Here is a 24791-nt window from a genome sequence, read left to right on the forward strand (position 1 = left end):
CCATGCTGGGTAGCCTGCCGCTGAAATTGTTCACGGCGGCGGCCGCCGTGGAGGTCGCTGCCGTCACCATCGGACTGCCCGGGCTCACCCGCCCGCTACTCGCGCCGCTTCTGATATGGCATATCCTGAAAATCAGGAAAAATTCGGACATGGTGGTTTGGGGACTCGCGCTCGCCGCCCTCGGCGACCTCGCCCTGCTCATCCCGAACCGGGCCGGCCTCCTGGCGAGCATGGTGTTCTTCCTCGGCACCCTGATCAGTCTCACGCTGGCATTCCTGAACCGGGCCAAACCCCTGCCCGCCCCGTCGGCGATCTTCGCGTTGCTGGCGGTCTCGGCCAACGCGCTCGTCGGCGACCGTCTCGGTGCTCTGCGCGTACCCGTGCTTTTCTACAGCCTCGCGCTCGCCGCCATGGCCGCGGCAGCGGCAGGGGTCTCGCCGATGCTCGCGGCGGGTGGCGTGCTCTTCGTGATCTCCGACGTGCTGACCGGCCTCGGCGCGGTGTCGGGCGCGCATCTGCCGGTGATCGCGGCCGCCACGCACGCGCTGGCCCTCGGCCTGATCGCGACGGGCTGGACCCGGATCGCGAACGTCGACGAGCCGTCAAGACCCTGGCGGAGCCGTGCTCTCCCGCAGCATCAGCTCGGTCGCGAGCTCGATCCGCGTGGACTCCAGCCGCTCGCCGTTGACCAGGCGTAGCAGCGTGCGCGCCGCGGCCACGCCCATCTCGTGCAGCGGCTGCCGGACCGTGGTGAGCGGCGGAGCGGTCCACGCCGCGAAGTTCAGGTCGTCGAAACCCACCACGCTCACGTCGCCGGGCACGGTCAGGCCGGCCTGGCGGATCGCGTCGCCACCCTGGCGCTCTTCGTCGGCGGCCGCGGCCTCGCCGTGGTGATCTCCGGCGGGCAGCTCAAGGACGTCCGCAACGAGCAGCTCATCTGGCTCGGCTCCGGATCGATCGCCGGCATCCCGGTGCTGGTCTGGATCGCCGCGCTGCTCGTGCTGGTCGTGGCGTTCGTGGTGAGACGAACGGTGTTCGGGCGCCGGCTGCTCGCGATCGGCGGCAACCGGCCCGCCGCCGAGCTCGCCGGCCTGCCGGTGCAGCGCGTGCTGATCACCGTCTACGTGCTCTGCGCGGTGCTCGCCGCGATCGCCGGCCTGCTCTCGGTCGGCCGGATCCAGTCCAGCGACGCCTCGGCGGTCGGCCTGCTCATCGAGCTCTCCGCGATCACCGCGGTGGTCGTCGGCGGGACGCCGCTCACCGGCGGGAAGGTCCGCGTCCTCGGCACCGTGGCCGGCGCGATCCTCATGCAGCTCGTCGTCGCCACCATGATCAAACACAATCTGCGGCCGTCCACCACCGAGATGGTGCAGGCCGTCATCATCCTCGTCGCCGTGTACGTGGCGCGGGAGAGGAGGAACCGGTGAGCGTCGTCGCCTTCCAGCCCCGCCTGGCCGGCGCCTTCCAGCGGCAGGGGGCGCTCGCCGTGCTCGGCGCCGTGGTCGTCGTGGCGATCGCGGTCTTCCCGAACTTCCGCAGCCTCGACAACGCCGGCACGATCCTGGTCGCCGCGGCGCCGCCGATGCTGATCGCGCTGGGCATGACGTTCGTGATCATCACGGGTGGGATCGACCTGTCGGTCGGCTCCCTCTATGTCCTGGGTGGAGTGCTCGCGGCGTGGGGATCGCAGTACGGCGCCTTGGCCGGACTCGTCCTGCCGCTGGCCGTCTGCGGTGCGATCGGTGTGGTGAACGGGGTGCTGATCGCCTACACCGGGATGGCGCCGTTCATCGTCACGCTTGCCGCGCTGCTCGGGGCGCGGGGCCTCATGCGGGCGCTGAGCGGGGAGGGCTCATCGACGTACCTCGTCTCCTCGCCCTTCTTGAGAGAGCTCGGCACCGGGTCGTTCCTCGGCATCGGCTATCAGGTGTGGATGGTCCTGCTCCTGGTCCTGGCCGGCATGGTCGTGCTGGCGCGCACCCGCTTCGGCAACGCGGTCTACGCGGTCGGCGGCAGCGAGGACGCGGCGGCGCTCATGGGCGTCCGGGTACGCCGCACCAAGATCGCCGTCTACGTCATGTCCGGGCTGCTGGCCGGGCTCGCCGGGACGATCAACGCGGCGAAGCTGGGCTCGGGCGTCACGGTCCTCGGCGGGACGCTGCTGACCGGCGGCGCCGGCACGATCGCCGGAACCGTTGCCGGGGTCCTGCTGCTCGGCGTCATCCAAAACCTGATCAACCAGGTCGGCGACGTGAACAGCAACTGGCAGCAGGTCATCAGCGGAACGTTCCTGGCGCTCGTGGTCGTGGCGCAGACCTACCTCGTACGGATGCGCAGAGCCACCTGATCGGCGGACTGTTTCCGGCTGTGATCATGCGGGCCCGCCGATAGGCTTGCCGTCCATGCCGGTGGGATTCGACCTGTGGGGACAACGTGGCGCGGCCACCGTGGAGGTCGTCGGCGAGCCGCTCGACGCCGGCGTCCTCCACGACTTCACCGTCAGCCTCGCGCCCGACCCCCGGGAAGTGGGCGTGTGGGCGGGGACCCGCCGCGTCGGCGCGCTGTCCACCGCCGACGCGGCCCGCTACGCGCCGGTCCTCGCCCGCCTCGTCGCCGGTGGCTGGGAACCGCGGGTGACGGCCCTGGTGGGAGCCTCCTCGATCCACCTCGATCTCGCCGAACCGCACCTTCTCGTCCCGGCCAACGCCCCACCCGCCGGGCCACACCTGATGCTGCCGCCCGGCGCCGCCGTCCCGGTCCTCGGCGACCGCGACGCCCTGACCCCGTGGCTCCGCCCGGAGGGCGCCTGCTGGGTCCACGCCACCCTCCATTCCGCGCCGCACACGCCGATCGCGGTGCGCGTCGACGGGGTCCGGGTGGGCGAGCTGACCCCGGAGGCAGGCGCCGGCCTGCTTCCGGTCGTGGATCTGCTCGCCGAGGGCGGGCTCATTTCCGGGGTACGCGCGATCGTCGCCGGCGATCACCTCACCGCCGGGGTCGTGCTCTACGCGGCCAGGGCTCATGAGCTGCCGGAGAGCTGGATCGCGGACGCCCACGTCCATGCCGTGAAGGTGGCCTCGGGGGCGGCGGACGAGCCTGCTCCTACGCCCCGCGCCGTCATCTCTGCGCCGGTCGTCTCCTCGCCGGGCGTCTCCTCGCCCGTTGGTGCCGGCGCCGGCCGGCCGCCGGCTTCTGCTCCGGTCTCCATTCCTCCCGAGCCGACGGGGGTGACCTTCGTGGTGCCGCCGACCTGGCCTACCCCGCCTCCGGGCTGGAAGCCGCCGCCGGGGTGGCGCCCCGATCCCTCCTGGCCGGCGCCGCCCTACGGCTGGCGGTGGTGGATCCCCACCTGGGATTGAGATCGCTCACTGCAGCTCGTTGCGGTCACAGCAGCTCGTTCAGGAGGTGGAGCGGGGCCGCGCGGACGCCGGCGTCGTCGAGGGCGTCCCGGTAGGCCGCCGCACGATCGGCATCGACCGGCCCGATCACCTCGGGAAGTCCGGGCGTCGCCGCGTGCAGCAGGGACTCCAGCCGGCAGGACGCGATCGTGCCGGGGATGCCGACCGTCACGTCCGGCAGGCCGGGCGCGATCTCCCGGGTCGACGGCCCGCAGTCGAGCAGGCCGCCGCCGACGATCAGGACGTCGCCGCGTTCCCGCATCCGGGCCAGGGCCTTCCCGGTGTCGAAGCAGTGCGGGAACGAGTCGTCCACCACGATCGTCCCCGGCCGCAGCCGGTCGACGTCGAGAGTTCCGGGGCCGCCACTGGTGGCCGCGATGATGAGGTCCGCGGCGTAGACCTCGTCCGGTGCCTGCGGCGTAGCCGTGACGATCGTGATGGGCGGATCTTCGGTGGGTCGGTCCGTGGTCGCGGCCTGATCGAGCGTGGCCTGGTCTGGCGTGGCCTGGCCGGGTGTGGCCTGGTCGGGTGTGGTCGGGTGCCGGATCGAGGCGGCGAGGGCTTCGAGGCGGTCGGTGGCCGAGGGCAGGTCGCAGAGGATCAGGGCTGCGGGCTGATCCTTTTCGGCCGCGCGGGTGGCGTGGTCCATCAGCAGGCGCAGGGACGAACCGCCCACCGATCCCACTCCGAGGAACGCCACCGTGCAGCCGGCGAGGGTTCGGTCCCGGGCCGCGAGCGCCGCCAGGGCGGTGCGCACCACCGACGCCGCCGTCACGGCATGACCGGTAGTGATCCGTGCCGACGATCGGACGTGCGGCACGACCGCCGCTCCGTAGCCGGTATGGGCCGGAATCATGCCGGCCAGCGAGACGGTCCGCGCGCCGTGCTCCGCGGCCAGGTCCACGGCGGCGGCGGTGTCGGCCGCGAGACCGGTTCCGCCCAGCTCGTCGCTTCTGCCCAGCTCGTCGGCGAACCTCGGCAAGCACACGAACCCCGATCGGCCGAGCGGTGTGGTGACCGATTCCAGCAGCCGGGGCCGGCCGTCCGGGAAGAGGGCCGCCCTGATCGTGTCCCGGTCCGGGATCGCACCCATCAATTCCGTGAGCTGTGCCGGCGCGGGAAGGTAGCCGATCAGCGCGGCATCGAGCGCGACCCTCCGCTCGTCGGCGGCCGCTGTCCGATCCAGATCGGCGCGTAGCTCGTCCGCCAGCCGGTTCAGCGCCGCGGCGGGGATGCGGCCGCGCAGCGTCAGGCGCAGATTGTCACCGATCGGGCGGGTGGAGAGCATGACCTCGGTACCGGGCGGGACGATCAGTTCCGATTCGACGTCGTCCCAGGTCAGGCGCAGACTTTCGCCCCGGAGCGGCCCGAGGGCGTCGAAGTCGAGATGGGTGATGAAGAAGCGCCATCCCCGCGGTGCGATGAACGTCTTCGAGCGGGCCTCGGCCAAGGCGATGGTCATGTCGTTCTCGGTCACGCCGAGGTCAGCGTCGGTCGCCTCGGTCGCCTCGGTCGCCTCGGTCGCCTCGGTCGCGTCGGTCGCGTCGGTCGCTTTGATCGCGCCGGCCGGGGTGGGGCGGACCGCCACCGCCGTCGCGCAGGGGCCGAAGATGCGGGGCAGGTCGGGCAGAGCGTGGTCACGACCGGTCACCGCTACGCCGATCACCGGCTCCGGCGAGCCGGTCACCAGGGCCAAAGAGCGATGGTACGAGGTGAGCACCGCCGAGAACGGACTCCGGCCCTTCACCGTGAACGTGGTGGTCGAGACCGTGCCGTGGCTCAGCACATCGCTCTCCACCACCTCCGGGGTGAGGCCGCCGATGAGCGCCGCGTAGTCCCGGAAGCTCGACCTCAGCGGCGGCAGCGCCCGCCCGTCGTAGATCGCGAACAGCTCCCTGACCAGCAGCGTCACGCTGTAGCCGTCGCCGATCAGGTGGTGCGCGTGCATGATCAGCACGTGCTCGCCGTCCGTGATCCGGAGCAGCCGCAGGCGCAGGAGCGGCCAGCCCGTGAGGTCGAAGCGGCGCGCGCGTTCGGCGGCGAGCTCGTCGGCGAGCGGCCGGGGGTGCGACTCGTACTCGACGGTCAGCCGGCCGGGTGACGCCAGCTCGCGCTGCAGCGGCGGCCGCGCGTCCGGCAGGAACACGGTCCGCAACATCGCATGGCGCTCGACGAGCCGGTCCACGGCTTGTCGGAAACGGTCGAGGTCGAGTGGCCCGTGCAGGCGCGGGGCGGCCAGCCAGGTCGACGGCGTACCGACCGAATCGGCCAGCAGGTAGCCACGCTGGCCGGCGGTCAGAGGGAAGCCGCCGGTCGGCTCCCGGAGATCGTTCTCTCCATCCTCTCCGGGGCCGGCAGTGTCGTCGATGACGGCGGCGAGGGCGGCGAGTGTCCGGTTCTGATAGATGACGGCGGGGCGGGGGAGGACGGCGAGCTCGCCTTCCAGCATGGCGAACATGTCCAGGACGCTGATCGAGTCGCCGCCCAGGGCGAAGTAGTCGTCGTCGCGGCCCACGGACGGGACGTCGAGCTGGTCGGACCAGACCTTCGCGAGGAGCTGCTCGGTTGCGGACAGGGGAGTGCGGTCGACCTTGCCGGTCGGGGACAGCGGGAGCGCGGCGACGGTCTCGAATCGGGACGGGACCAGGTATGCGGGCAGCCACCGCCGCGCGAACGCCCTCAGATCCATCTCGGTCGGGAGGACGGTTCCGGGGCGGGGCTCGATCCGGGCCAGGAGACGGCCGGACTCGACGCGCACGGTCGTACCCTCGATCGCCGGATGCCGTCGCAGCACGGCCTCCACCTCGCCCGGCTCGATCCGGTAGCCATGGAGTTTCACCTGGTCGTCGACCCGGCCCCGGAACCAGAGCACGCCATCGGCGTCTTGGACCGCGCGGTCGCCGCTGCGGTACCAGCGCCGCCCGTCCCGCTCCACGAACGCGGCGGCTGTCTGTTCCGGATCACCGAGATAGCCGCCGGACAGCCCGATCCCGCCGATGTACAGCTCGCCGATCTCACCCGGTCCGCACGGCCGCCCGTCGGAACCGATCACCGCGACGACGGCTCCGCCGACGGGCCGTCCGATCGGCAGACGCAGCACGTCGTCGCCGGGCCGTTCGCTGATCACGTGGAAGGTGGCGTTGATCGTGGTCTCGGTCGGGCCGTAGAGGTTGGTGATCCGCTGACCGTTCCCGAACAGGTCGAACCAGCGGCGGACGTGGGCCGGGGAGAGTTCCTCGCCGCCGACGTGGACCCAGCGGAGATCGTACAAATGGGGTCTTGGCTCTGTGGTGTCGCTGGCTCGTTTCTCGGCGGCTCTGAGGAGGCGCTCCCACAGCGTCGGCACCGAGCTCCACACGGTGATCCGGTCCCGCTCGATGTGGTCGAGGAGAAGCTCCGGGTCGCGGAGGGTGGCGTCGTCCCAGGTCACGACGGTGGCGCCGACGAGCAGTGGCGCGAGCAGCTGTCGCACCGACGCGTCGAAGCAGATCGATGCCGTCTGGGCGAGCCGGTCACCGGCCCGATATCCGAACTCGGTGATCGCCCAGTCCAGGTAGTTCGCCATCGCCCGGTGCGTGATCGGCACGCCCTTGGGCCGCCCGGTCGACCCCGAGGTGAAGATGACGTAGGCGACGTCGTCCGCCGACACGCTGATCGGAAGCGGACTCCCGAGCGGTGCCGTTCGTGTGTCGACGAGGGTGAGCCGCTCGGATGTGTTCTCCGCGGTCGCGCCTGCCCTGGTTTCTCCCAACGCGCGGGCGGCCGCGCGCGTCGACGGGTCGCAGACGACGACGGTTGCGCCGGTCCGGTGGAGCTGGTCGATGAGTCTGGCCGGTGGGTGGGTCGCGTCGAGGGGTAGCCAGGCGGCTCCGGCCTTGAGAATTCCGAGGAGCCCGATGACCGTTTCTGCCCCTCGGCCCGTCATCAGGCCGATCCGGTTGGCGCCGGTCTCCGCCAGGCGGGCCGCCACCCGGTCGGAGGCGAGGTCGAGGTCCAGGTAGGTGAGCGGCCGGCCGTCGGTGAGGACGGCGGTCGCCGCGGGGGTTCGCCGGCACTGGGCTCGGATGCGTTCCACGACCGAACTTGGATCGCCGCTTGCGGTCGCCGCTCCCTGGGCGTCCTTCGCGGTCGCTGCATCCTGCGCGTCCTTCGTGGGTGTTGCGCCCTGCGTGTCCTTCGCCGGTGCAAGTGGTGCTGGCGGGATCAGCGGGGCCGGCAGGGAGGGCGGTTGTGCCGGCGGCGCGGGGAGCTCTGATGTGGCTAGGTGGGCTATTTCGGACAGGTGGTCGGCTGCTAGCCGGGTGATGGTCTCTTGGGTGAAGAGGGCGGCCGGGTAGTTCCACGAGAAGTGCAGGGTGCCGTGCGCCTCGAAGCAGACGAGGCCCAGGCGGGTCGCTGCCGAGGCGGTGCCGGCGAACGTCTCCGTCACCTGATCGGCAGCGGTCACGCCTGCTGACGGGAACCTCGCGAAGCTGAAACTTGCCGGGCTGGCCGTCCGGGGACCGTTTTCGTTCGCCGTGAGCAGGCGGGCGAGGTCCACCGTCGACACCGAGCCGTGCTGTTCGCCGATCAGCCAGGCGTCGCGGAGACGGGCGGCCAGTACGACTGCGGGCTCGTCCTCGTCGACCGTGGCGAGCAGCGGGAGGGTGTCGGCGAAGGGACCCACCATGCGATCGATTCCGGGCAGGCGGGCGTCGCGGCCGGCTCGGGCCACGAGGACCGGGACCGCCGTCTGGCCGGCCCAGCGCGACAGGCATCGGACATAGCCGGCCAGCAGCAGATGGAACGGGGATACCCCGGCGTTCCTTGCCGTGAGCTCCAGGTTTGCTGCCGTCGCCGCGTCCAGGGAGAGCTGGTGCACCGCATAGGGTGGCTGCGGTTCAGTCGAGCCCTCGAACGGCAGCGCCAGCCGGGGATAATCGGCGAGGGCCCGTCTCCAATGATCGATGTCGGCCGGCCTTGGACCCGTACCCAAGCGCTCGTGATCCTCGAAGGTCGCCGCAGGCGACGCGGCCGGCGCCGAACCGGCATAGAGCGACCACAGCTCGTCGCCGAGGATCGCGAGGCTGAAGCCGTCGGCGGCCGCGTGGTGAGCCACCACGATCAGGTGTGACCGATCCGGCCCATCGAGGGCGAGCACCGCGCGGATCGGAGGCTCGTGATCGAGGTCGAATGTCCTGTTCCGGAGGCCGGCCTCGAGCTCCTCGATCGGGCCGGTCAGGTCCGTCACCGTGAACCAGTGGACCGAATCGGTCGTGGTGAAGCGCTGGCCGTCGGCGTTGAGGCGGGCGCGCAGCATCGGGTGGCGCTGCTGCAGGGTGAGGAACGCGGTCCGAAGCCGGATGGGGTCGAGCGGTTTGGTGATGGTTTGCCGGACGTATGCGTAGGCGGGCACCTCGGGGTAGAGGCGGCCCGCGGTGTGGAAGGCGCGCTGGACCGGGCTCAGTGGGAAGCTCGGCGGTCGCTTGTCGATGCTCGTTTTCGGACGCTCTGTAGGCGGTGCCGTGCTGGTGGCGAGGTGGGTGGCCAGCTCGCCGACGGTGCGGTGCTCGAAGAAGAGGGTGGTGGAGAGGGTTCGATTCAGGCGGGTTTCGAGTTCTTTGACCAGGTCCACGGCGGTCAGGGAGTCGAGGCCGAGGGTGAGGAACGGCTCGTCGAGTCCGATGGTGGCGGGTTCGCGGTCGAGCGGGGTGGCGAGGAGTTCCCGGAGGAGGGCGGCGAGTTCGTTGCGGGACGCGGTCGTCACGCCCGACAAATCCGATATGTCGGGCGTGACAACGGGGTGGTCGATGCTCCGAGGGACTGGGGCCGCTGGCGCGGCTGGGGCCGTCGGGGCCGCTGGGGCGGTCGGGGCCGCTGGGGCCGCTGGGGGCGTGACGGCCTGCGCGCTCTGGCGCGACGGCCCGGCCGGCATTCGCGACGGGGCGATCAGCACCTGGGGAGCGTTGGTCTGCGCGGGCGGGGAGATCCAGGCTCGAGGGGCGTCGGCCTGCGCGGACGGGGTGATCAAGACCTGGGGAGCGTCGAGGGCCAGGGCCGCCCTGAGCAGGTCGGGAACCTCGGATGTCGGGAGCCCGCCGTTCAGGTTCGCTGCCATTCCGCCGCCGGAGAGGGGTGGCAGATTGACGGCCATGAAACGGTGGCCGGCCGCGTGCTGGACGGTCGCGAAAGAGTCCAGGAATGCGTTGGCCGCCGCGTAGTCGCCTATCGCACCGGCCATTCCCGGCAGCACCGACGATATCGACGACAGGGCGATGAAAAGCGGGCGCTGATCGGCCACCGCTGCGGCGAGGAGCTGGGTTCCCCGGACCTTCGCCGCCGTGTTCGCCCCGATTTCGGCGGGCGATTTGGAACGCAGACTGCCTGGTCGGACCGTGCCTGCCGCCTGGATGACCACGTCGAACGACCGACCCTCGGTCAGGGCCGCCACGTCGGATTCCGCGGTGATGTCGGCGATCCGGTATTCGGCCCGGGCGCCGAGTTCCCGCAATTCCGCCAGTAGTGCCTCAGGCCTTTCGGAACGGCCCCCCAGCAGCAGGGAAGGTCGTCCCCGGCGGGCCAGGTCACGGGCGATGGCCGTACCCACCGCGCCGGCGCCGCCGACGATCAGATAACTGCCGTCCTCCGGCAGCGACGCCGGTTCGGAAGTGGCCGCGGGGTTGAAGGTCCGCTGCCATCGCCGGCCCGCCCGCCACGCCACGATCGTCGCCGGTCCCGGAGTCGGTGGCGCCGCCGACTCCTGCGCGATCGCTGTTCGACGGTCCTGATCGGAGTCGGTCGTGGAGAGGTCGACGATGCGGACGCCGAGGTTCGGGTTCTCGTCGGCCCACGCCATGGCGAGTCCGATGGTGACCGCTTGAAGGGGGTCGTGGGTCTCGTCTCCTATCCCGGTGACCAGGGCGTTGTCCGTTATGACAAGGAGGTGACCGGTCTCCGGTGCTGTCATGGCGGTGAAAGGTCCCTGCATAACGGACACTTCGCCACTCGGTTCGGAATCGGTCAGCGGTGCGGGCGACCAGCTCGGGGTCGCGAGGGTCGCCGGTGGGGAGATCCAATGGCGGCGGCGCTGGAAGGGGTAGGTCGGTAGCGGTACCCGAGTAGCGCCTTCGTCGAGATGTGTCCGGTCGAGGGTGGCGCCGCGCTGCCAGAGTTCGCCCGCGAGCCGCAGCAGTTCGCGAGGGGTGGAGCCGGCGACCAGCACGGCGCCTGCGTCGGACGATGCCGCGACGTCGACGGAACCGAGGCTGACGAAAGTGTCGAAGCCCTCCGATTTGAGGCGTTCCACGGCTGCGACCAGCGACTCGGCGGCGGGCGCGGTCGGCTCGGCGGCGTGGGTGGCCTGGGTGGCCGGCTCGGTGGCGGCTCGCTTGATCGCTTCGGCCGGGGTGAGGGTTCCTGCCACTGCCACGGCCGCCCAGGCGCCTCTGCCCTCGGCGGCGATGACGTTTGGATGGATGCCATATGCGCGCAACTGGGACGATTCGGCGATCGCGTCGGCTACCGAAATCTGATCGGGGAAAAGGAAGGCGATCCGAGGGACGCGGTCTGTGCGGTGGGTGCTGCCCGTGCCGGGGGCGCTGCTCGTGCCGAGGCTCGCGCTTGCTGCGGCGAGGCGCGCGGGGAGGTCGCCTTCGGCGATCAGAGCGAGACGGTACGGGTGATCGTCGCGGGACGTTGAGGCCGTTGCGCAGACGTCGTGTTCGGGGAGGTCGGGGTGGGTGCGGAGGTGCTCGGCCAGGTCGCTGATCAGGGCTGCCAGCGCCTTCGGGGAATGGGCGGAAACGGTCAGCAGGTGAGGGCCCACCGATCCGGACCTGGCGGCTGAGGAGGCGGTGGGCGGCTGTGGGCCGGCGGGTGTGGGGGTCGTGAGTGCTTGCGGCGTGGTGGCTGAGGGCTCGGCCGCCGGCGCGGGCTTGGTGGTTGCCTGGGATTCCCTGGCGGCTGGGGGTGGGGCCAGGACCGCGTGGGCGTTGGTGCCTCCGAAACCGAAGCTGTTGATGGCTGCGAGCTTGCCTGTCCAGGGGTGGCGTTCGGTCAGGAGGTGGAGGCCGGCTGCCTCCAGATCGAAGCGCCGGGAAGGGGTGGTGTGGTGCAGGGACGGCGGTAGCTCGCTGTGCTGGAAGGCCAGGATCACCTTGATGAGGGCGGGCATGGCGGCGGCGTTCAGGAGGTGGCCGATGTTGGTCTTCACTGAGCCCAGGTAGCGCGGGGTGCCGTCCGGGCGGGGTGGGAAGGCCTTCGCGAGGGAGCGGGCCTCGATCGGGTCGCCCACCGGGGTACCGGTGCCGTGGGCCTCGATGTAGGTGACGTCGTCCGGGTTCAGGTTCGCGCGGCGGTAGGGCTCGGTGATGACCTCGCTCTGGCGTAGCGGGTTCGGGGCCATCAGGCTCAGCGAACGGCCGTCGTTGTTGACCGCCGTCGCCTTGATCAGGGCAAGGACGCGGTCGGTGGCCTCGGGCCGGTGGCGGGTCAGGACCAGTGCTGCGCCGCCTTCGCCCGGTACGAAGCCGTCGGCGTCGTCGGCGAAGGCCCGGCAGCGGCCGGTGGGGGAGAGGGCCTGGGCTTCGGCCAGGAGGGTCTGACCGGTTGTGGTCAGGTTGAGGTTGACTCCTCCGACGATGGCCATGTCGCAGTCGCCGGCCAGGAGGCTCAGGCGGGCCGTGTGCAGGGCCACCAGGGCCGAGGAGCAGGCCGTGTCGATCGCTACGGCGGGGCCGCGCAGGTCCAGGAGGTGGGCCACCCGGGCCGGGGTCAGGTTGCGCAGACTTCCGGTCAATGCGTGCGGGGTGCTGAGGATGGCCTCGCGGATGAGGTCGGGGTAGGCGGATTCGCCTACCGCTGCGAAGACTCCGATGCGATGGGTGTGGCGGCGGGGGCCCGCGTAGCCGGCTTGCTCCAGGGCTTCGTGCGCCAGCTCCAGGAAGATGCGGGCGTGCGGGTCGATGAGGCGGGCCTCGTCGTCGGGGATGCCGAAGTAGGCGGCGTCGAAGAGGGAAGGGTCGGCCAGGAAGGCGCCGCCTTCGGTGACCGCGTCCCGGCCGTTGACGAGGTTGTCCCAGAACTGCTCGGGGGTGTCGGCTCCGGGGAAACGGCAGGCCATGCCGATGACGGCCAGGTCGGTGGTGCTCGAGGAGGCCGGACGGGGGCCGGGCTGGATCGGGGCGGAGAGGAGGCGGTCGGCCAGGGCCGGGATGGTGGCGCCGTCGCGGAGGAGGGAGGGGTCCAGGGTGCGCCCCAGGGCGTCCTCCAGGTCGGCCAGGACCTCCATGGCCTTCAGGGAGGAGCCGCCGATCTCCAGGAAGCGGTCGCCGGGGGCGATCGTGGTGGGGTCGACGCCGAGGACGCGGGCCCAGGTCGCCCGGACGAGTTCCTCCATCGAGGAGGGCTTGGCGGAGGCGAGGGGGAGGGCGGCTGCGGGAAGGGGAGGCGCGGAGGAGGACTTGGCGAGGAGGCGGTCGCGCAGGAGGTGGCGGCGCAGCTTTCCGCTCGTCGTCCTGGTGAAGGTGCCTCTCGGGACCACCTCGACGCGGACGTCGTCGTAGGCCAGGGCCTCGGCCACCCTCCGGCGGGCACGCTCGGCCGCGGACGGGTCGGTGCGGACCGCGGGCTTCGACAGGAGCACCGCCACGATCTCGTGGCCGGATGAAGGATCGGTGGCCCCCACCACCGCGATCGGGCCGTCGCCGAGACCCGGAGTCGCGGCGGCTACCTCCTCGAGATCGGACGCATGAAAATTCCGGCCATTCACGAAAATAACGTCTTTTTCCCGGCCGGTCACGACAAGCCGCCCGTGACGGATGAATCCCAGGTCGCCGGTCCGCAGCCACCCGCCCACCACGGCCACCACCGATGACCGGAAATAACCACGGGTCACATTCGGCCCACTGACCTCGATCCGCCCCACCAACCCGTCCTCGAGGACGCCCCCGACCTCGTCGACAACCCGGATCGAACAGCCGGCAACCGGATACCCGACATCCATGAACTCCACGGCCGCACCGCCGGAGACAGGCGCAACAGCAACCCCACGGGCCAGCGCCGCCCGGCTGACCCGGACCGGCGAGGCGACCTCACCCCGTGGCGGGAACGCCACGGCCAGCGTCGCCTCGGCGAGCCCATAGACCGGAGCGAGCGCCGACGACCGCAGACCGGTCCGGGCCAGCCGGTCCGCGAACGATCGCCATACGGCCGGCGAGATCGGTTCGGCGCCGACCATGACGAGGCGCACGCTGCTGAGGTCGATCGTGTCGAGTACCGCGTCCGGCACCCGGCGCACCGCGAGGGCCAGCGCGAAGTTGGCCGCCGACAGGAGGGTTGCCCGGTGCCGGGCGGCCACCTCGAGCCACACCCACGGGCGTTTCGCGAAGGTGAGCGGGCTGATCCGCACCTGGCGGCAGCGCAGATACACGGGGGTGAGGTGGGTGCCGATCAGGCCCATGTCGTGGAAGTAGGGCATCCACGTCACCACCACGTCGGACGCGTCGGCGCCGGTCGCCGCGGCGGCCTGTTCGAGGTTCGCGACGACGTTGCGGTGGGTGAGCTCGACGCCCTTCGGTGCGCCGGTGCTGCCCGACGAGAACTGGAGGAGTGCCAGGTCGTCGGGGGCGGCCGGGTGCGGGGCGGGTAGTGGCGCGGCGGCACGCAGCGACGACAGCGGCAGGTGCCGGGCGCCGGCGAGGGCGTCATCGCCGGCCAGGGCCGGCGATTCCAGGTGACGCCAGACGGCGGCCAGGCGGTCCGGTTCCGGGGGCAGGGGTACGGGGACCAGTCCCGCGGCGACGGCCCCCCAGAAGAGCGCCACGAAATCGGCACTGTCCGCGGCGACGACCAGCACCGGTTCGCCGGGAGTGAGCCCGGCCGCCCGGAACCCGCCGGCCACCCGCAGCGCATCCGCCCACAGCTCCGCGTAGCTGACGAAGCGCTCGACGTCGCCGGCGTGCACGATCCCCTGGCCGGGTGCCTCCGCGGCGGCGCGCGCCAGGACATCGGTGAGCGTCATGTCCCGGAACGGTACCGAAGATCATCAACGGTGCTCCGGCCGTACCCGAAGCAACAGGTGCCGAAGGCGAAGCCGAGGCCGAATCGCGCATTTCGCTGCAAGGGCGGGCGAATTCGGCACACCCTTGGTGAAGACCGTGCAACCCGCCCGCTACTCAGGCGAGGCCTGGGGAGGCCGATGGGTACGACGCGCCACCCGGCGTGTCCGGAGAACCTGCGGAGGTAACCCATGAGTCTCGTGCCCCAGTCACTGCGGCGGCGCCGCGCGCTGCTCGCAGCGTCCGGAGCCGCGCTCGTCGCGGCGATCGCGACCGTACTCGTGCTGAACTCCACGCCCGCCGCCGCGACGTGGCAGACGTTCTCCGGCACGCCCACCTGCGACTGCGTCGTGCAGGACAGCAAGACCGGCACCTACCGCGCGGTCTTCGGCTACGTCAGCACCGCCGGCAAGACCGGGAAGATCGACGCGGGCGACAACAACAAGGTCGTGCTCATCGGCACCACGAAGAGCACCGACGCGAAGGTGACGACGCGCTTCGAGCCGGGCACCCACAAGGCCACGTTCGCGACCGGCTGGCTCTCCAAGGACACCCAGATCACCTGGAAGGTCGGCGGCAAGACCGTCACGGCGCACTGGAACAAGCCGACCTGCGGCCGCGACGTGAGCCTGCCGGCCGGCGGCAACGGATCCGGCCCGCTGCTCGCGCTGCTCATCGCCGCGCTGGTGGGCGGTGGCATCTTCTTCTGGCGCAAGCGCCGCTCGGCGGCCCAGCCGTGACGATGCGCAGCGTCCTGGCGATCGGCGCGCACCCCGACGACATCGAGCTCGGCTGCGGTGGCACCCTCGCCGCACACCGGGCGGCGGGCGACCGGGTCACCATGCTCGTGGTGACCGGCGGGCAGAACGGGCCGGGACTGGTCGGCGGCCGGCGGGCCGAGGCCGAGGCGGCCGCCCGCAGCCTCGACTGCGGCCTCGTCTGGGGCGGCCTCGAGGACTGCGCGGTCACCCCGGACGCCGCCACCGTGGCGATCATCGAGCGGGCGATCCGCGAGGTGGAGGCGGACGTCGTCTACGTGCACGCGCCGGACGACTCGCACCAGGACCACCGGGCGGTCGCGGCGGCCACCCTCTCGGCGGCCCGGCACAGCCGGCGCATCCTGCACTACCGGAGCCCGTCGACCACGCGGTTCGACCCGACCGTCTACGTGGACATCTCGGCGCACCTCGACCGCAAGATCGACGCGCTGGCGTGCCACCACAGCCAGGTCGAGGCGTCCGCCATGGTCGACCCGGAGGTGGTGGCGGCGTCGGCCCGGCACTTCGGGGCGCAGGCCCGGGTGCGGTTCGCGGAGGCGTTCATGCCGGCCCGGTTCGTCTGGGACCTGGCGCCGCCGATCACCCTGCCCCATCAAGCCTCCTCGCTTGCCGAGATGGTCGCCGCGTGACCGGTGGCGTGGCGCCCCCTGCCGGAAGGGGGCGCCACCGCCATGTTCCCGGGCACTCCAGGCGCGGGTTGCTCGGCCATGCCCTGGTCACCGTGGCGGCGTTCGCGCTGTTCGGGGTGGACCGGACGCTCGGCTGGGCGGCGACCGTGCTCAACGTCGTGTTCCTGCTCTTCTTCTTCCGGCATCTCGCGTTCGCGGTCTCGGCGGCCCGCTGGGCCGAACGGGACCTGGACGCGCCCGTCATCGGCATCGACACCTGGACGCCGTCGATCGCCGTCCTGGTCGCTTGCAAGGACGAGGAACTGGTGGTCGACGGCATGGTCGCGGCCATGCTCGACCTGTCCTACCCGCCGTCGAAGCTGACGGTCGTGGTCGTCGACGACGCCTCGACCGACGGCACCGGGGCGAAGCTCGACGCCTGGCACGAGGCCAACCCCCGGCTGCGGGTGCTGCACCGCGAGCCCGGCGCCGGCGGCGGCAAGTCCGGCGCCCTCAACGACGCCCTGGCGCTCGTCGACGCCGAGATCGCGGTCATCTTCGACGCCGACCACCAGCCCGAGTCGAGCGTGCTGCGCCGGCTCGTCCGGCATTTCCGGGACCCGCGCGTCGGCGCCGTGATGGGCCGCTGCGTGGTCCGCAACGGCGTCGAATCGAATCTCGCCTCGACCATCTTCATCGACTATCTGTCGGGATATCTGGTCAACGAGTACGGCCGGCAGGCCCTCTTCGAGCTGCCCGCCTACGGTGGGGCGAACTGCGCGGTCCGCACCGATCTGATCCGGGGCCTGGGCGGCTGGAATCCGCACACCGTGACCGAGGACACCGACCTGACGCTGCGCCTTCTCCTGGACGGCTACCGGGTCCGCTACGACTCGACCGCCGTGGATTTCGAGGAAGCGGTGCTGTCGAACAGCCGGTTCTGGCGGCAGCGGTATCGGTGGGCCCGCGGGCATCAGAAGTGCCTGCGGGACTATTGGCGGCCGGTCCTGCTCAGCCGCCATCTGTCGGCCATGGAGAAGCTGGAGACGATCCTCTTCCTCTGGGTGTATCACGTCCCGGTCCTGTGCGGGCTGGGGCTCGTGCTGATCGGGCTGCGGGCGTTCGGGATCGGCGGGTCCTCGTTCCTGCAGATGATCTCGTTGTCGGCGCTGCTGTTCGCCGGGCCGTTCACCGAACTGGCCGTCGGGCTGGTTCTCGGGCGGGTGTCGCGCAAGGCCGTGTGGATGCTCGTCGGGTTCATCCCCGCGTTCGGGATGTCGATCCTCACCGCGACCAAGGCGTACTTCGACGGGATGTGGGGGACGACCTACAGCTGGTCCAAGACGGCACGGTCGGGCGCGACGAGCACCATTCCCCTCGTACACAAAAAGCCCGAAATTTCGGAAATGTCGCCTATGTCGGATGCGGCATGACCCTCGTCGCCCGCCGCCTCGATCATGCCCTGCACTCCCGCGCGCGCAAGAGGGTCCCCACCGCGACCGCCCGCCGCCGCCACCTCGTCATCCTGGAGATGGCCCTCGCCGTGGCCGGCTGCGTCGGCGGCTACATCCTCTTCATCGACTGGGCCCGCCACTTCGAGGTCCGCATCTGCGAACAGATCATTCTGGCGATGGGCGTGGACCGCGTGTCGGCGGCCCTCGGCGACTCCTTCATCGTCTTCGGCCCCGGATTCGAACCCGTGACCGCCACGATGACCGGCTCCTGCTCGATCCTGTCCAGCGTCCTGGCCCTGGCCGCCCTCGCCGTCATCGTCCTGCGCGGCCGGCCCCAGGTCCTGGCCGGCTTCCTCGTGGCGAGCGTCTTCGTGCTGGCCGCGAACCAGCTCAGGCTCCTGCTGTCGCTGCTGGCCGGACGCTACTTCGCGGTGGACGCGCTGGTCTTCTTCCACGACTGGATCGGCGCGGTCATCAATTTCGCCTACACCCTGATCGGACTGCTCATCATGATCGGAATGACGATGTACGACGCCCAGCGCGCCGAGCAGGACCACACGGGACGGCACACCGCGGACCGGCCGGAGGCCTGGGCGCGTCCGGGGCTCGGCCATCGCGTGCCGCTCGACGAGTCCCCGAAGGCCCCGAAGGTCCAGGTGACCGCGTTCCTGCACCGGAGGATCCTGCCGCGCGCGCTCTCCGCCCGGCTGGCCCGCCGCCGGGAGCGGACCCGCGTCGACTACCGGGTCGGCCACGAGAACGCCGCCCGCCGCGCCTCCATCGTCCGCGAGCTGGCCGGCAAGGGTCTGGGCGTGCACACCGCCACGCTGCTCGCGGTCGCCACGCACGAGACCGACCTGGGGGTGCTGGACGCGCTCGCCGACGCGGTGGCGGCCCGGCAGTGGGAACCGGTCGCCAGCCAGGACGTGGTCGCGCTGCGGCTGTGGGCGCGGGCGTGGCTGATGAGATCTCCCGCCCCGGCCGCTTCGCCCGCGTCGCCCGCCAGGACCGGGCGGTTGATCGCCGTCACGGGTGCTGGTGGTCCGGCCGGGGTGGCGGTCATCCAGGCGTTGCAGGCGGCCGGCGACGAGGTTCTCGCTCTGGACGCCAACCCCGACGGGGTCGGGCTTCGTCTCGCCGGTCACTCCGCCGTGCTTCCCCGGGCGGACCAGCCAGGGTACGAGGAGAGCCTGCTCGCGATCATGCACGAGCATCGTCCGCTCGCCCTGGTCTGCACGGTCGCCGAGGAGTACCACGCCCTCGCCCCGCTCGCCGGCCGCCTCGACGAGCTGGGCGTCCGTACCTGGCTGCCCGACCCGGCCTCGGCCGAGACCTGCCTCGACAAGATCGCGTTCGCGACCGCGCTGCACGCCGCCGGGGTGCCGCACCCGGCCACCGCCTGGACCGCCGGCACCGCCGGGCTGGTGCCCGGCCCGTGGGTGGTGAAGCCGGCGCGCGGCCGGGGCAGCCGGGACGTGATCTTCGTCGACGAGCCCGCCGACCTGCCGCACGCGTTCTTCACGGTCCCGGCAGCGATCGTGCAGACCCGGCTCGACGGCCGGGAGTTCACCGCCGACGCGCTGGTGGCCCGGGACGGCCGGCTGGTCGCCTGCGTGCCGCGCTGGCGGGACGAGACCCGCGGCGGCATCTCGGTCCGCGGCACCACCTTCGCGTCGCCGCTCGTCACCGAGACGGTGGCCGCCACCCTGCGGGCCGTCGGGCACAGCGGCCCGGCCAACGTGCAGGGCTTCGTCCACCCGTCCGGGGCCGTGACGATCGTCGAGGTGAACCCGCGGTTCTCCGGCGGGCTGCCGCTGACGCTCGCGGCCGGCGCCGACGTGGTCGGCGCGTACGTCGCCGGGATCCTCGACCCGGCGGCGGTCCTGCCGTCGCTCTCCTTCCAGCCCGGCCTGCAGATGGCCAGGTATTTCAGCGAAGTCTTCTACACCTCCGACCTCGTAGGGGCCGCCCGATGAGCAGCAAACGAATCCTCGTCCCGTTCGGCACCCGGCCGGAGGTCATCAAGCTCGCGCCGGTCGTGGCCGCGCTGCGGGCGCACGGGCACACCGTGGTGACCGTCGACACCGGCCAGCACACCGACGCCGCGATGGCCGGCGACGTGCAGCGCGACCTCGGCCTCACGGCGGACGTGCGGCTCACGGTGCCGGCCGAGGGCAACCGTCTCGGGGCCGTGCTGTCCGGAGCCGACCTCGCCCTGCGGGAACATCCGGTCGACCTCGTGCTGGCGCTGGGGGACACCCACACGGTCCCGGCGTACGCGCTCGCGGCCCGCGCCGCCGGCATCCCGTTCGCGCACCTCGAAGCCGGCCTGCGCAGCTTCAACCCGCGCAGCCTCGAAGAGGTGAACCGCCGGGTCGCCGCGGCCACCGCCCAGTTGCACTTCGCGCCGACCGGGCGGGCCGCCGGCTTCCTCGCCGAGGAGGGCGTCGACGCCGACCGCATCTTCATCGTCGGCAACCCGGTCGTCGACGCGCTGCGGCAGCGGGGCATCACGCCGGTGGCGCCGGCCGACCGCACCGGTGTCCTGGTGACCGCCCACCGCGCCACCAACGTCGACGACCCGGACCGCCTCGCCCGCCTCATCGACGTGGTCGCCCGGCTCGCCGACATCGGCCCGGTGCGGTTCCCGATCCACCCGCGGACCGGCGCCCGGCTGTCCGAGTTCGGCCTGGCCGAGCGGCTCGCCGCGGTGCCCGGGGTGGCCTGTGAGGATCCGCTTCCGTACGACGAGCTGCTGCGCGAGCTGGCCACCAGCCGGGTCGTGGTCACCGACTCGGGCGGTCTCCAGGAGGAGGCCTCCTACCTCGGCGTCCCGGTCGTCGTGCTGCGCCGCTCCACCCCGCGCTGGGAGGGCGTCGAGACCGGCACGGCCGTGCTCACCGGCATCGGCAGCGACGACGAGGCCGACCGTGCGGTGGCCGCGGCGCACCGGCTCAGCCAGCCGCTCATGCTCGCGCACATCGCGGCGCTGCCCTGCCCGTACGGCGACGGCACCACCGGCCAGCGGGTCGCCGAACTTCTGGCCGACCCGGCCGTGGAGGCGCTGCTCCGGCTGGACGAGCCCGACTACACCGACGGGCCGCTGCCCTGGGCCCTGGCGTGACCCTGTTCGCCGGCGTCACGGCCGTCGTCGTCGACCTCGACGACACGCTCTACCCGCAGGCCGCGTACCTCTACGGCGCGGCCCGCGCGGTGGGCCGGGCCGGCGCCGAGGCCGGTCTCGACCCGGTGCGGCTCGGCCGTGCCGTCCGGCGGGAGCTCCTCGCCGGCTCGGACCGGGGCGGGACGATCGACCGGGCGCTCGCCCGGTACGGCCTGCCGCCCGGCGACGTGACCACCCTCGTCCCGGTCCTGGTGGCGGCGTTCACCGGCTACCGTCCCCGGCGGCTGCCCCTCTTCCCGGGGGCGGATGCCGCGCTGGCCGCCCTCACCGCCCGCTTCCCGGTCGCCTGCCTCACCGACGGCAACCCGCTGATCCAGCGGGCCAAGCTGGCCGCCGCCGGCCTCACCGGCGCCTTCACGGCCGTGGTGATCACCGACGAGCTGGGCGGCCGGGAGGCGCGCAAACCGCACCCGGCCGGCCTGCACGAGGCGGCGGCGCAGCTCGGGGTGCCGCCCGCCGAGCTCGTCGTGATCGGCGACCGGCCGGGCAAGGACGTGGCGGTCGCGCAGGCGCTCGGCGCACGCTCGATCCGGGTGCGGACCGGGGAGTACGCCGGCGCGCCGGACACCCCGGCCGCCACGGCCGTGGTGGGCGACCTGACCGCCGCGGTGGCGCTGCTGACCTGACCGAGCCGCGGCCCGCGGCCACCGCTCTGATTTGATGGACGGGTGAGTATCACCGTGACCGACGCGCCGGAGCGGGAGCGCTTCGAGGCGCACGACGAGGACGGCACCCTGGCCGGCGTCGTCACCTACCAGCTGACCGGCGCCATCGTCGTCTACACCCACACCAAGGTCGAACCGGCCTACGAGGGCCGCGGCGTCGGCGACACGCTGGCCCGGGCCGTGATGGACGACGCCCGGGCCCGCGGCCGCACCGTCGTGCCGATCTGCCCCTTCCTCAGCGACTGGCTCGGCAAGCACAAGGAATACGACGAACTGGTGGCCCGCTCCACCCGAAAGGTCAAGTAGGGACCCCTGTGGATCAGACGCCGGGGATCAGGATCGGGCTTGCTCTCGGTGGTGGGGCCGTCCGGGGCGCGGCTCATGTCGGGGTTCTCGACGAGCTGGTGCGGGCCGGGCTGGAGCCGGCGGTGGTCACCGGGACCAGTGCGGGGGCCCTCGTCGGGGCGCTCTATGCCGCCGGGCAGTCGCCGTCGGAGATCGTGAAGCTGGCGCAGACGCTGCGGTGGGCGAAGATGGTGCGGCCGGCGCGGACGCGGAAGGCGCTGTTCGAGACCAGCCGGCTGGGGGCTTTTCTCGACACGGCTCTCGGGCACGCCACCTTCGACGACCTGAAGCTGCCGTTCGCCGCGGTGGCGTGCGACCTCGCCACCGGTGACGAGGTGGTGATGCGGGAGGGGTCGGTCGCTCAGGCGGTGCTCGCCAGCGCCGCGGTGCCGGGGGTGTTCCCGCCGGTGGACCGGGACGGGCTCATGCTCGTCGACGGGTCGCTGGTGAACATCGTGCCGGCCGGCCTGGCGCGGCGGCTCGGGGCGGACATCGTGGTGGCGGTCGACGTGTCGGGGCCGCTGCCGCGGCGGCCACCGGCGACGATCCTGCACATCATGGTGGCCGTGTCGACGCTGCAGCCGGGCGGCACCGGCACCCTCGCGAAGGACGCCGACCTGGTGCTGACCCCGGACGTGGACGGGTACGCGTTCTGGGAGCTGTCCCGCATCCCCGAGTTCGAGGAGGCCGGCCGCGCCGCCACCGCGGAGGCTCTGCCGCTGCTGAAGGCGCTCAAGGAGGCGGCCGCCGCGCGGAAGGAGTGGGAGTCGGCGCGTCAGGGGCCGACCGCCACCCAGACGTCGTCGAGCACCCCGTGAAACTGGTCGTTGTCGCCGTACGCGCTCTTGCCGCCCAGGCTGAGCGGCTCCTGGTTCACCACCGACAGGCCGGCCGGCACCGCGACCATGCCCTGCACCGCCCGGTCCACGTAGATCGCCAGGTTCGCGCCGTGCCGCCGGCACTCGATGGTGTGCCAGAGGTCGTCGGCGACGCTCACCCGCGCCAGCACCAGGTGGATCGTCGCGCCGGCGACCAGGGCGCAGCTCGGATGGCCTGAGTCGCCGTCCACCTGCAGCTTGTACTGGCTTCCCTCGGTCGAGTAGCCCTTCTGCAGCACGTTCTGCCCCCGGCTCGTGCGGTTCGGCGCCAGCCGCACCGACGCGCCGTAGCGGAACGGCCGGGCTCCGGGGTTCAGATCGGCGGTGGTCCCGGTCCGGAGGACGAGGCGGCGGCAGGGCGCCTTCCGGCAAGGATCAGGGAATCGTACGGCGGAACCCGACTGGCGGCGGACCAGCTCCGCGACTGCGCCGTTGCCGGACACCGGTCTCAGCGTGTGGCCGTTCCCGGAACTGTCCGCCCAGGCCGACGCCCCGGGACCGTCGAAGGAGTAGCGCGCCACCACGACCGGTGGCGGAGGGGCGGGAACCCAGAACGCGGCGCCGGACCCGGTCCGGGTCCTCGCCGCCGTGGTCGCGGCCAGCAGAGTGGCCAGTACGAGCAGGGCCCCGGTGAGCACGGCGAGGCGAGGGCGGAAGCGGTCCACGTACGATCAACGCACGCACCCGGACCAGGCAGCGGGCCGCAGCGAAACGCTGCGGCCCGAGCCCTTGATTTTGATCTTCGAATCAGCTTTCCGGGTGGTGCGGGGCGTCGCCGCCGTCGGTGACGAACGTGCCCTGCGGACCCGCGGGCGCCGGCAGCCTGATCGGCTTGCCGGGCACCTTCCTCCCGGGCACGCCGTTCACCGACTCGGTCGAGTAGGCGAACGTGAGCTGGGCGAACGCGATCAGGTCACTGTTGACCTCGAGCGCGTTCAGGTCGAGGTTGCCGATGTCGTCGCAGGCCTGGTGGTAGCACTGGTCGAAGGACTCGCCCGCGACCCCGCCCCAGATCCGCTGCTGCTCCTCCGTCTTGACCACCTCGGCGCCGGTGAAGAGGCCGCCCGACGGGATGCCCGCCTCGATGAACGCCTGGTAGTCGCTGCGGCCGGAGAACTCGGCGTCGTCGTAGGGCTTGTTCTTCCAGGTGTAGTACGACTCGTACAGATCCTCGATCGCCGTCGAACCGGGCGGCACCACGACCGGAGCCGGGAACGACGACTCGTCGGCGTCGTAGACCTGGAAGATGTAGTTCGGCGAGCCGACCATGTCGTAGTTGAGGTAGAGCGCGATCCGGTCACGCTCGGCCTGGGTCAGATCCGCGACGTAGGCGGCCGAGCCGATCAGGCCCTCCTCCTCGGCGCCCCACCAGGCGAACCGCACGGTGTTCTGCGGTTTGATCTTCGCCATCTGCAGCGCGGTCTCCAGGATCGCGGCCGAGCCGGAGCCGTTGTCGTTGATGCCCGGCCCGTCACCGACGCTGTCCAGGTGGGCGCCGGCCATCACGACGTTGTTCCGGTTCCTGCCGGGCAGCTCGGCGATCACGTTGACGTCGGTGCGCGTCTCGGACGGCAGCACCCGCACGTGCGCGGTCGAGCCGGCCTGCGCCAGCGCGGCGCCGTCGGCGAAGCTCGCGCCCACCACCGGGATCGTGACCGGCGGGTCGTCGCCGAGCGTGCCGACGATCAGGGCCTCGCGGGTCGGGTCGTTGCCCTGGTTGAAGATGACCACGGCCTCGGCGCCGGCCGCCTCGGCGTTCTGCGCCTTGATCACGAAGGAGCAGGCGGTGGTGCCGTCCGGCAGGGTGCCGCCGCGCTGGATCAGCGCGATGTCGTTCGGCCCGCTGAAGTCCAGGCCGGTGAAGTCGTCGGCGGAGCAGCCGCTGGTGGTGGCGCGGTCGCCCTCGAGGTTGATGTCGACCGGGATGACCGGGCCGGTCACGTCGCCGGGCGGGCTGTTCGTGAACGCGCCCGTCTCGTACTCGGCGTTCACCGGGGTGAGCTGCTGGAGCAGCGCCGGGAAGACGAACTGGAACTCGAACGGATCGAGGGTGACCCGGTAGCCGGCCTTGCGCAGCAGCCCGGAGACGTAGCGGACGCTCTCCGCGTACCCCTCGGTGCCCGCCGCCCGGGAGCCCGGGTAGTACGCGTCGTCGTTGGAGTCGGCGATCTTCTGGAACTTCTGGAGGTGGCCGAGCACGCCCTTGAGCGTCACGCACTTGAGCAGCTCGGCATAGGTGTCGTTGGCATTTTTCGCACATGGGTCTCCGTGGCCGTGGCCGCCGGCTGTCGCGGCCGTGCCCGGGACTACCACGAGGGCGGTGGCGGTCGCCACGGCCGCCAAGATCCTCAGCTTCATCGCGGATTCTCCTGTCCACATCGGAACACGCCGACCGTAAACGATGGTGACGATCGATGCATCATCCTCTCGGTGATCGATAGTTG

At 71.9% G+C, this 24791-nt stretch carries 15 protein-coding genes and 1 pseudogene; 12 read left to right on the forward strand and 4 right to left on the reverse strand.

What is annotated here, in order from left to right:
- Positions 1-2 precede the first annotated feature (2 nt).
- Positions 3-698: a lysoplasmalogenase family protein gene (locus AB0G10_RS26945; protein ID WP_360927262.1), complete on the forward strand. Its 696-nt coding sequence runs from the start codon at positions 3-5 to the stop codon at positions 696-698.
- Here the strand turns inward: AB0G10_RS26945 and AB0G10_RS26950 are convergent.
- Positions 603-845, reverse strand: a pseudogene (locus tag AB0G10_RS26950) (substrate-binding domain-containing protein); the annotation flags it as partial. The gene AB0G10_RS26945 and the pseudogene AB0G10_RS26950 overlap by 96 nt on opposite strands.
- Positions 846-890: 45 nt before the next feature.
- Here AB0G10_RS26950 and AB0G10_RS26955 point away from each other — a divergent pair.
- From AB0G10_RS26955 to AB0G10_RS26965, 3 genes are read left to right on the forward strand one after another with little or no spacing between them, the layout of a single operon-like run.
- Entirely contained in the window at positions 891-1427 is a 537-nt protein-coding gene (locus AB0G10_RS26955) for an ABC transporter permease (RefSeq protein ID WP_360927945.1), read from the forward strand.
- Positions 1424-2347, forward strand: coding sequence for an ABC transporter permease (locus AB0G10_RS26960; protein ID WP_360927265.1), 924 nt, complete (start codon positions 1424-1426; stop codon positions 2345-2347). Before AB0G10_RS26955 ends, AB0G10_RS26960 begins: the two co-directional genes overlap by 4 nt.
- Positions 2348-2402: 55 nt before the next feature.
- The gene (locus AB0G10_RS26965; protein ID WP_360927267.1) at positions 2403-3359 is read left to right on the forward strand and encodes a hypothetical protein; all 957 of its coding nucleotides are present in this window, start codon (positions 2403-2405) and stop codon (positions 3357-3359) included.
- Positions 3360-3384: 25 nt separating this feature from the next.
- On the opposite strand, the gene AB0G10_RS26970 is transcribed toward AB0G10_RS26965, so the two are convergent.
- Positions 3385-14397 carry an amino acid adenylation domain-containing protein gene (locus tag AB0G10_RS26970; protein WP_360927270.1) on the reverse strand — a complete coding sequence of 3671 codons (11013 nt, stop codon included), beginning with the start codon at positions 14395-14397 and terminating at the stop codon, positions 3385-3387.
- A 228-nt stretch (positions 14398-14625) separates the two neighbouring features.
- Here AB0G10_RS26970 and AB0G10_RS26975 point away from each other — a divergent pair, with 228 nt between their 5' ends.
- The 8 genes from AB0G10_RS26975 to AB0G10_RS27010 all read left to right on the forward strand — a co-directional run bounded on the left by AB0G10_RS26975 (position 14626) and on the right by AB0G10_RS27010 (position 22287).
- Positions 14626-15174 carry a hypothetical protein gene (locus AB0G10_RS26975; protein ID WP_360927273.1) on the forward strand — a complete coding sequence of 183 codons (549 nt, stop codon included), beginning with the start codon at positions 14626-14628 and terminating at the stop codon, positions 15172-15174.
- Positions 15175-15176: 2 nt separating this feature from the next.
- Positions 15177-15842, forward strand: coding sequence for a PIG-L family deacetylase (locus AB0G10_RS26980; protein ID WP_360927948.1), 666 nt, complete (start codon positions 15177-15179; stop codon positions 15840-15842).
- Between the two features lie 68 nt (positions 15843-15910).
- On the forward strand, positions 15911-17254 hold the full coding sequence (locus tag AB0G10_RS26985) for a glycosyltransferase (protein WP_360927276.1): 1344 nt from the start codon (positions 15911-15913) through the stop codon (positions 17252-17254).
- Positions 17251-19251, forward strand: coding sequence for an ATP-grasp domain-containing protein (locus AB0G10_RS26990; protein WP_360927279.1), 2001 nt, complete (start codon positions 17251-17253; stop codon positions 19249-19251). The genes AB0G10_RS26985 and AB0G10_RS26990 overlap by 4 nt, the downstream gene beginning before the upstream one ends.
- Positions 19248-20399: a UDP-N-acetylglucosamine 2-epimerase (non-hydrolyzing) gene (gene wecB, locus AB0G10_RS26995; RefSeq protein WP_360927282.1), complete on the forward strand. Its 1152-nt coding sequence runs from the start codon at positions 19248-19250 to the stop codon at positions 20397-20399. The genes AB0G10_RS26990 and wecB overlap by 4 nt, the downstream gene beginning before the upstream one ends.
- Positions 20396-21085, forward strand: coding sequence for an HAD family hydrolase (locus tag AB0G10_RS27000; RefSeq protein ID WP_360927284.1), 690 nt, complete (start codon positions 20396-20398; stop codon positions 21083-21085). Before wecB ends, AB0G10_RS27000 begins: the two co-directional genes overlap by 4 nt.
- Before the next feature lie 42 nt (positions 21086-21127).
- Positions 21128-21430 carry a GNAT family N-acetyltransferase gene (locus AB0G10_RS27005; RefSeq protein WP_360927287.1) on the forward strand — a complete coding sequence of 101 codons (303 nt, stop codon included), beginning with the start codon at positions 21128-21130 and terminating at the stop codon, positions 21428-21430.
- Between the two features lie 8 nt (positions 21431-21438).
- A complete protein-coding gene (locus AB0G10_RS27010; protein WP_360927290.1) occupies positions 21439-22287 on the forward strand; it encodes a patatin-like phospholipase family protein in 849 nt (282 codons plus the stop codon).
- On the opposite strand, the gene AB0G10_RS27015 is transcribed toward AB0G10_RS27010, so the two are convergent.
- Both AB0G10_RS27015 and AB0G10_RS27020 read right to left on the reverse strand, forming a co-directional pair.
- Entirely contained in the window at positions 22245-23012 is a 768-nt protein-coding gene (locus AB0G10_RS27015; RefSeq protein ID WP_360927293.1) for a LamG-like jellyroll fold domain-containing protein, read from the reverse strand. The two genes, AB0G10_RS27010 and AB0G10_RS27015, sit on opposite strands and share 43 nt — an antisense overlap.
- 82 nt (positions 23013-23094) lie before the next feature.
- Positions 23095-24705 (reverse strand): M28 family metallopeptidase, encoded by a 1611-nt coding sequence (locus AB0G10_RS27020; RefSeq protein ID WP_360927296.1) that lies wholly within the window; start codon positions 24703-24705, stop codon positions 23095-23097.
- Positions 24706-24791: the final 86 nt, after the last annotated feature.

It is taken from the genome of Actinoplanes sp. NPDC023714 (genome assembly GCF_040639855.1).
Lineage (GTDB): Bacteria > Actinomycetota > Actinomycetes > Mycobacteriales > Micromonosporaceae > Actinoplanes.